Genomic DNA, 9149 nt, shown 5'->3' with positions numbered 1-9149 from the left:
TTATATCATCTTATTAATAAAATAAATTTCGCATTTATTTCATATTTTTCTTGTTTGTTAATATAACAAGAAAAAATGTATAAAATAACAAAAAATAAAAATTATATATAAAAAAATAACCCTTTTCTAATTCTTGTTCTATGACCAACAATTAAGAACTCAATTTATAAAGGTCTTTTCTTGCAAGTCTATGTATTTTCATGTTTTAGAGCAGAGATTTTTTTAAGTATACTTCTATCTGTATTGACACTACGTTATTCTCTTGTAATATAGATACTAAATTTTCATTTTGGTTTTGTTATTTTATGCGAAGTTTAGAATTATACTTATTTTATTGCTTCTCTACTCTTGTTAGATACTCTATGATTTAACACGTTGATGCATCAAAAAAGCTAAACTATAAAATAACCCTTACACAATATTTCGTTACTATGCCTCAAGATATTGTCCTTTAAATTGAATTGAAAAAGATCCACAGTTACTTACAGTCAAAAAATTTAGCTTAACGCCTTCAGTATTTTGCTATGCAATTGAGATTTGCACAAATCATATTTAAGGTATTAAAAGCTTTCTAATAAAGATTTTTTTATCCCTAATTGATGAAACCCATTTTTTATATTCTTTACTGTATTATAGCTGATCAAGACTAATAATTATTTTACCTACATAAACTGAAATTTTGGAGTATTTAGTCTTTTTTAAACACTATAAGGGTTTGCCAATATAATTATACCTGTGTTCATATCGTCTGAATAATTAGTTCGATGAGCGCAGTAATTATCGACGAACATCCATTTTTTGCTATAACAAAAGACATCATGAAAATTCATGATGTCTTTTTAGTTTGGATGTCCAGGCCATTTCTATTTTGTTACCTATTTTATCTCTTTACAAAAAAACAGCTCCTTTAATAGGTTGTACCGAATAACTTATCTGCACTTTTGTTGTACTTATAGGAGCCATCATGCAAAAAAATAGCGTTATTTCTTTAAAAGCAACGGTCCATAAATTGATTTATTTACGTTTCAATAAAAAATTAGTCATATCATTAATTGCTTCTTTTTTATTTCCCACTTGACAATGCATTTCTCCACCAGAACATTCAGTATAAAGAATCGTTTCAATCTTTTTCGCATTTATGAGTTTAGTCATTAAAAATGCTAATCTGGAAGCGGGAACATACATGTCTTTTGTTCCTGCCATTAATAAAACTTCTTGTTGAACTTTATCTTCAATTCCATTAAGAGAAAAACTAGATATAAATTTTAAGAGATCTGAAGGCTTATTCGTATTAGAAATTGAATAGCCTTTTGTCAATTTAAATGTCAAATCTTTGTTGGATCTAGCAACTTTTAGCAACCGTTCATTTAATTTATTTGTATCCCCACTTTCAAGTAATGATGAAATTGTTTGATAGTCTTTTGAAACAAGTCCTTCTTTAAACGCATCCTCCATACTATACATAATATCGAATGCAATCACTCGTTTAATTCTAGGTTCAAAAGCAGATGCTCTTAACGCCAAATAACCACCTAATGACATACCCAATAAATCAGCTTCTGATAATTTACAATAGTCTAATACAGCTCCGACTGGTTTTTCCCACTCATTCGTCATAGCTACCTTCTTTTTGATTAATTCGCCTTGTCCTGGTCCTTCAAATAAAATAAGTTGATAGTTATCAAGTTGATCAAACAAATTCATTAATCTAATTAGTTCTTCTAAGTATGAATCAAAACCGCCATGAACAATTAATGTTTGTGTAACATGCTCACTTTTTTTAACAATCACACCTGGCATAAAAGTATTCTCGTAAGGAATTTGAATAAAGTTCAAATTACTCCTATCTATACTTTTATAAAATGTTTTTTTAAAGAGCTCATACACTATTTGTTTTCTTGGATCTTCTTCAGGAAGATAAAATTCTGCTAGCTGATAATAACAAGAAGCAACATCGTAGAAAAGATCTTTTTCTCTTTTTTTTCCAAGAGCAAACCAGATTTTATACCATGATTCTAAATCTTCTAGTTGATTCGCTATTTCTTTCACTTCCTTTTGGACACTACCATCTTCTTCGTAAGGCTCTAAAAAGCGGTTCATTTGAAAATTGAATTGCTTATTTCTATTATAATTGTTAAACATATTAATCCTCCCTTTCTATATAAACAATTCTATTTACATTGAATTACTAATAAAAGACACAATTTTGTTTGTAATGTACTATAATGAACAAAAAAACAAAAAATGTCTAGAAAGAAGGATATATAGTGGGTATCGATTTGCGTGTAGATAAAACAAAAACATTCATCCAAAAATCATTTATTCATTTATTAGAGGTAAAACATTTTGAAAAAATTACTGTAAAGGATATATGCCGATCGGCTAAAGTTGGTCGATCAACATTTTATACTCACTACAGTGATAAATTTGATTTGTTTGAACAAATCATAACGAGCTATACTGATTTATTTGATTCCCTTATTCAAAAACGTTTTTCTACAACTAACCTTTCCGTTACATTAAATTCTATTTTCAAAGAATTAAATGTCAATAAAGAAGAACTAAAAGTACTTTTTTATTCTTCTTTTGGTGAATATGCATTAGAAAGAAACTTTTTATCTATTTTAAAAAAATACATATCTCAATATCTAGGCAGAATAAGTAAGTACAAAAGAATCAATCTACCATTTGAATTTTTGGTTGAATTATACTCAGCAAATGCTATGGTTTCTATTAAGTATTCTTTAGAAAATGAATTATCTGAGGATATCTCTTCATTCATGGAAAATTTTTTCGAGAGTGCTATAACTAAAGTATAAAAAGCTAACTTAACCCTAATCATAAATCAACTTATTTTAAAATAGAGAATTTCTTTTCATACTACTGCCAAATCTACTTCTAACTATTTTTTAGATTTTTTTCATACCTTGAAGTAGGAACATTTTTTACTAACCTTAAACACTGACTTTTCAATAAGTTGCAGTACTGTCTGCTCTAATATAGGACTAATCCGATCAAGAACTCCAAAATCAAAAAGGAATTTTGACTTATCTAGCTTTTGTAGAATATTACTCATTCATTTAGTTGTTTTCTCTTGCAGAACAAAATAGGGTAGAAAATTCTTCTGCCCTAAATTTATAACTTTAGACATGTAATTAAGTGCTTGGTAATTTTGTTAGAATGATTAATTCTAACTATCACTACTAACGTTTATTCCACTTATTAATGCATTATCTAATTTTCGCTCAGAAGTACTCCCATTATTATACTAGCTATATAGAATCTTTACTTTATCATCTTCCATCGTAGTCGCTTTAAAAGATACAAATCTATAAAGTTTATCACAAACCTAGTCTCATCATATAAAATAGAGAGACTAAAATTTTTGTGAATGAAAATTAACAGGTGCATCGCCGACCTGATTGGTCTGCATTCTATATTATTAAACAAATAGTCCACCTTACTACTATGATCTCTACCAAGACTTTCCCTTCATTTTAAAAATATCACTTTTTTTATCTACTTTAAAGCTTTAAACTGCTTCGTACTCTACTTCTTAAAATAGGCCCTTCCCCGAATAGATTAATAGTTCTCCTTGCTATTTTTGTGTACTGGCTTACGTTACAGTCTATTTTTCATCTTATAAAAAAACCATTTCCTGTATTGTGCATTTTTTATAACATCTCTGTAATTTTGGTTTATAGAGTGAATTTCGCTCCCCAAAACGAAACTGACTCTTTGCGTATTTTTTTACACGATTTTCAAACAGTATCTAAGAAAATTCAAGTCTTTCCTTTCAATACTTCTAATTTTGTATCATTCAATAACGTCTAATCAAATTCGCTACATCCAATCATAGTCATCATGAATAAACTTCTCAATATGAATGTTTAGTTCTTTTTCTTCATATACTACTTTTATGACAGCTTGCTTTGCTATTTCTCCTAACTCTACTGTTCGTCCAGATACTTTTAAAAAAAATGCTAGAAACCACTTCTTAAAATGAGTTATAAAAAAATGTTTATTCTTTCCTTTAAACAATATATTCCATCACTTTGTTAAACATTATCTGCTATTACTCTTTATCCTTTTAGGCTAGATTTAAGGTTCAAATAGTAAACTGTATAAAAATAAACAAAGGAGAGGATCAATTTTTTTGAAACAATTAAATACAGCTAACGAAAAATAGAAACATGGAAAGAAATCATTGGACACCTTAGGCATATAAAACAACAGTTTACCTATTACCATTCAGGAAACTAGGTCTGAGAAGACTGAATTTCGAGGAATTCAACTATAAGGAGGCGTAGTTCATGAAAAATAAGAAAAGAAAGTTAAAAAAGCTATTAATCACTATAAGCGCAATAGGAGTATTTGTTTTAGGAGGAGTTTTCACCTTTTTTCATACCAATGTTTTTGCCAAACAGCGTGACCTTTGGGTTCAGACAGCTATGTCGACATCGAATCATAAATGGTTAGCAACAACTTTTCTTTCCAGTGAAGAAATAGAAGCTATTCTAGCAAAATATACGGTAGTTAACAGTGAAAATTCAGATAGTGCCAGCGTAAAAATTCAGACAGCCGTTTCCACAAGTAGTAGCAATACTACAACCAGTGTGGTAGGAGAAACATCTTTAAAGGAAATTTCTGGTAGCACATATCAAGGATACGTTGTCACTGTTAAAGATCCTTCTAAGGTATCATTAACGACCAATCTTGATAGTCTTAATCAAGGACAATTAGTTTCAGAAACCCTTGCTGAAACTGCTTCAATACAAGCTATAGTAAATGCTGGCGGTTTCGACTTTAATCGCCAGTCTGATTCTTCCGTTTCAACTATAAATTCAGGTATCATTCAAGATGGTCAGCTTATTTATGGGTCCGCTGAAGAAGAGACTCAGTGGATTGGGATGAGTAAGGAAGGAAAACTCATTTTAGGAACATATACCTTTAAAGATGCTTTAGCAGCTGGGATTGATGATGCCATTGAATTTGGTCCATATCTTCTCATTAATGGAGAAGATCAAATTGAAAACGAGGAGACTGGAGGTTTACAACCCCGGACGGCCATTGGTCAATCAAGTGATGGCACCATATTTTTAGTGGTAATTGAAGGGCGTTCCACTTCCTCAGCAGGAGCCAGTCTTTATGATTTACAAGAAATAATGAAGGATTTAGGCGTAATCAACGCAGCAAACCTTGATGGTGGTGGTTCCTCCGAACTCTTCTATGAGGGAAACCTAATAAATGACCTTTCAAACGGTTCTGAGCGAGCTGTGACGACGGTCTTTACGGTAGCAAAGTAGGAGATAGAAAGTAAACTCATTTAAAATGCAGGTATGCGTTGAAATAATAATTATTTCTTTCTGCATCAATGTAAGTCTTATCAGAGAACTATCTCTGTTGCATGTTCTAACGTAAATCAGATTTTCTTAAATAGCTGCATTTTCTATGCAAAGGGTGACATCTTTATCATAGAAACTATTTTATTCTAACAATAGTTTTGGAATACAATCTAAATCACTTAATATTTAAATTTTTTATCCTGTTTTATCAAAAATAATACAAAATTCAATTTGTATTATTTACTTATAAATATTGTACAATTCTAGCTAAATAAAAACTTTTTCATCTTAACCTCTTTTTACCTACCTTTCTTAAAGGTAGGTATTTTTTGTAACTAGGTTTTTAATGATTTTTTTTATTAAAAAAAAGACCCCTTTCTATAATCAAAAAATTGAATTAGTAGGAATAAAATACATCCTCTAAAACTGACCATGTATATAAGGTTTACATCGTTAAAAATTTTTATTTATGCAATTTGCGTACCCATAAAACTCCCCTCTGTCAAAATACAATACGTGTTTGAATGAAATTTTTTAATACCACAAAAAATGGCTACTGTTAACATACTTAATGGAATTACTGGGAAAATCAATAGTGTCCTATATGTCTCTTCATTTAAACCTTTTTGAAACAACCTCACTAGTTCATTTAGAACGCTTCTAGGTACTTATTTTTATAGATTTGTTGATATAGCGCTCAATTTTTTGACGTCTTCGCTTATTTCCAAACTAGTAAAATAAAATGCTTCATTTTTTGTGTTCATTACTGATTTAGTTCTTGATTGTGACTTTCCTTTTGAACGTACTTCCTCACTCAATTTCAACATATCGCTTACAGTCTTACTCACTGTCACTCCTTCTTATTCATCCTTTTTAGGAACCCAAAACTATTTTCAGTTTCAGAAATTCTTACTATTCGTATTCATCTTTTTTAAAATTGCTATTTTTTATTTTTTAGTAAAGTTAATACTGTCAACGGTATTCCTAAAATAACGTAGCCTATAACACACATAAGAATTACTATTAATACTTCATTTTTTATCATAAAAACACGAGATACTATGGTATAGGATAACGCGACTGATAACACATAACAAATAAATAATTGGAAAAAGCGTTTAAGTGTCACTGATTATTTCCCCTCTCATTACACTATCCTGTAATTTTGAAATGTAGTTCTCCATTTTAAGTTTAGCCATTGTTAATCGTTCGTTTTTAAGTCTGTTTTGCCTGTTGGATCGACTCTCTCACTACTGTCAACAAAAAGTATCTGTTTTCCAGAACGATTGCTTTTGGATCTCATGGATGTGGCTGGCGATTTTTTTGAATTTACACTACTATTGGCTAATTGATTCCTTAAATTCAAATATGCCTTCTGAATACTCAAACTTTAAAATACAGCAGTTAGTAAATTTGATTGCTTTAATTTGCTCTTGAGATAGCCATTTCTGAATAAATCGATACATAGAGCCTCCATGGCTAACACATAGAATATTACGATGATCTTTCTTTTCCATAATCTCATTAAGCGTAGCATTCATTCTACTTTGTACTTGTTCACTAGATTCCCCACCGTAATCTACAAAAAAGTCTCCATATAAGGTCTCACCTGCTTTTATTTTAGGATTCAATTCTTCACTTTCACTCTCGAATAAACCAAAGTTCCATTCTTTGACTCCTTTTAATCGTATAACACTTTTATACTCAAAGACTATTTCTGCAGTATCAACGGCTCTTTACTGTGTCGACGAATAGACGTGATCAAAAATTACATTCTGACTTAAAAAGTAATCCCTAGCAAGCTGAGCTTGACTTATTCCTTGCTTAGTGAAAGGTGAATCACATGCTCCTTGAATTTTACCCCGTAAATTAAATAGTGTCTGTCCATGTCTCATTAAATATAGTGTTCTCATACGCAATACACCTATCTTTCATTTTAAATTTGCATATTTTGCTTTTATCACTGATCATTTTTGATAAAATTCTCTAATGTCCTTACCACATAATCATCTTTCTCTATTTTGGTCGTTTAAGTTATTCAAATTCTTTCTAAGAATTCTAATATTTATTCTTCTTCACAAACATTTTGTAGTTTGTAACTATTGCTAACCCGACAAGAACAACACCTAAATAAAATAGCCCTGTTTTTTTTGAAATCAATAATCCTGCTAAGATAATTATGTAGTACAAAAAATTAACACTCTCTCTTTTAAAAAATTTATTTAAATTTTTAGCCATACTATTCACCTCTACTCATTTTTTATTTTTTCGAATCTCGTACTTGTTACTAGTTATCGTTTTTGAATCTCAAGGATCATGTTGCTGATCCTTTTGGATTAACTATCTTTATGCAAATGAGTTACTGATATCGTCAGCACTATTATTTAGTTTATAGATAGAATAAGCTTCACGTACTTCTTTTAATCATTAAAGAACAATTCTTTTATTGTATATAAACTCTCATACACAGAATCTATTAATTCGGTTTCATCTTCAATGTATATCGGATCGGATTAATTCCAACAGATTATCGTAATTTAGACTTCTTTTGTCAAAGTGTACTAAATCTCTATTTCGAATTTTTCTTAAAATAGATATAGGATCAACTATAACAGTCACCCTACTCTCCTTTGATTTAGTTCCAGTTTTAGTTTATTAGTATGATCATTCAACATTTTTAATAATATTATCTAATTTACTTATATCACTTAAGTCAGCATTTAGATAGTCAATGTTTTGAATAGGCGTATTTTGAGTAAATGATGCGAATTTTTGTAAGTAAACTGAAGCATGCTTAATTTTAGAAAAAATTACGTGCCCTCCTACTGTATAGTCATCAGAAATAAAATGACTATGGAATCCTGCTACAGTTATTCCTTGATACAATGATGGAGAGTAGTAACTAAGTAACGTTCCTGTTACGTCTTTAGAATAAAATTCAACTTGGTTATTAGCAATCTTCTCAATACCTGGATAGGGTTTATTGGATTTTTTAGATGAGCGAGTATGGATTACCTCAAATTTCCCATGTATTTTAACAGAGAAGAAAATATTTGTACCTACAATTCTTTTTTTTATCTCTTCTAAACATTTACTTAACTAAATACTGGAAACATTATCTATTTTTTCATAATTTTCAAAGTGAACATCAGCAAATGTGATTTTAAAGGCATTTTCTAAGGGTATCCCCTCCCCTTTATGATTGACTTTAAAGCCTTTTCCATTTAAAATAATCAATTCTCCATCAATTCCTTCACCTGTGCCAATACCAGTATCCCCGTGTATCATAAGTTCTTTTAATGTAATTGTTCCATCTAATAGACCCTCGCTTAACATTTGCATTGTCCCTTGTTGAAAAAAACTATTTTTTTCCATTATTGACTCTCCTCTACTGATTCTTTTTAGAAATTTTTTTGCTTAATTCGATTATATTCCCTCCTTCTTAAAAACAAAAGTAATACTTCTACTAGTATTACTACCCTTAATATTACTAAACTTATGCTTACTTCAATCAATATAGCTGAAAAAAGCTCGTTCGTATTGTCTCTATATAAGATTTTTATCGCGCTCATGCACGCTAGGATGACCCTATTTTCCAAAAAAGATAAAAGAGACAAAAACTAAGATAATAACACTTATACAATAAAATATCATTCAAATAATTTTATAAATAGACGTTGTTGACTTATCTTTATATTTAATTTTTCGTTTATTTATGAGTCATCCTATCTTATCGTTTTTGAGTATGTTTACTAAATAATTTTTACATATTTATGACATAAAAAAAGAGTTATAAATATTATA

6 protein-coding genes and 2 pseudogenes are annotated in these 9149 nt (G+C 29.8%); 2 read left to right on the top strand and 6 right to left on the bottom strand.

Annotated elements, in window-relative coordinates:
* Nucleotides 1-1014: 1014 nt before the first annotated feature.
* Nucleotides 1015-2142 carry an alpha/beta fold hydrolase gene (locus tag A5819_RS08655; protein WP_086278394.1) on the bottom strand — a complete coding sequence of 376 codons (1128 nt, stop codon included), beginning with the start codon at nt 2140-2142 and terminating at the stop codon, nt 1015-1017.
* 125 nt (nt 2143-2267) lie between these two features.
* Between A5819_RS08655 and A5819_RS08650 the strand changes: the two genes are divergently transcribed.
* Nucleotides 2268-2819 (top strand): TetR/AcrR family transcriptional regulator, encoded by a 552-nt coding sequence (locus A5819_RS08650; protein WP_176271395.1) that lies wholly within the window; start codon nt 2268-2270, stop codon nt 2817-2819.
* 1024 nt (nt 2820-3843) lie between these two features.
* Here A5819_RS08650 and A5819_RS08645 read toward each other — a convergent pair.
* Complete coding sequence (locus A5819_RS08645) at nt 3844-4041, bottom strand: hypothetical protein (protein WP_086278391.1); 198 nt, start codon at nt 4039-4041, stop codon at nt 3844-3846.
* Nucleotides 4042-4313: 272 nt separating this feature from the next.
* Here A5819_RS08645 and A5819_RS08640 point away from each other — a divergent pair, with 272 nt between their 5' ends.
* On the top strand, nt 4314-5306 hold the full coding sequence (locus tag A5819_RS08640; RefSeq protein WP_086278389.1) for a phosphodiester glycosidase family protein: 993 nt from the start codon (nt 4314-4316) through the stop codon (nt 5304-5306).
* Between the two features lie 713 nt (nt 5307-6019).
* Here A5819_RS08640 and A5819_RS19240 read toward each other — a convergent pair.
* The 4 genes and pseudogenes from A5819_RS19240 to budA all read right to left on the bottom strand — a co-directional run bounded on the left by A5819_RS19240 (nt 6020) and on the right by budA (nt 8720).
* The gene (locus A5819_RS19240) at nt 6020-6193 is read right to left on the bottom strand and encodes a hypothetical protein (protein WP_176271394.1); all 174 of its coding nucleotides are present in this window, start codon (nt 6191-6193) and stop codon (nt 6020-6022) included.
* 489 nt (nt 6194-6682) lie between these two features.
* Nucleotides 6683-7258 (bottom strand): annotated as a pseudogene (locus A5819_RS08630) (histidine phosphatase family protein).
* A 145-nt stretch (nt 7259-7403) separates the two neighbouring features.
* The gene (locus A5819_RS08625) at nt 7404-7583 is read right to left on the bottom strand and encodes a hypothetical protein (RefSeq protein WP_086278387.1); all 180 of its coding nucleotides are present in this window, start codon (nt 7581-7583) and stop codon (nt 7404-7406) included.
* A 426-nt stretch (nt 7584-8009) separates the two neighbouring features.
* Nucleotides 8010-8720 (bottom strand): annotated as a pseudogene (budA, locus tag A5819_RS19765) (acetolactate decarboxylase).
* Nucleotides 8721-9149 lie beyond the last annotated feature (429 nt).

Source organism: Enterococcus sp. 7E2_DIV0204, from assembly GCF_002140855.1.
Taxonomy (GTDB): Bacteria; Bacillota; Bacilli; order Lactobacillales; family Enterococcaceae; genus Enterococcus_L; species Enterococcus_L lemimoniae.
Note: the sequence above shows the minus strand (reverse complement) of the source record. Positions and strands in the feature narration are given on the sequence as shown.

What these genes read in the sequence shown, in the direction of transcription:
- A5819_RS08655 (WP_086278394.1), bottom strand. Translation starts at nt 2,142, where the DNA reads ATGTTTAACAATTATAATAGAAATAAGCAATTCAATTTTCAAATGAAC.
- A5819_RS08640 (WP_086278389.1), top strand. Translation starts at nt 4,314, where the DNA reads ATGAAAAATAAGAAAAGAAAGTTAAAAAAGCTATTAATCACTATAAGC.
- A5819_RS08625 (WP_086278387.1), bottom strand. Translation starts at nt 7,583, where the DNA reads ATGGCTAAAAATTTAAATAAATTTTTTAAAAGAGAGAGTGTTAATTTT.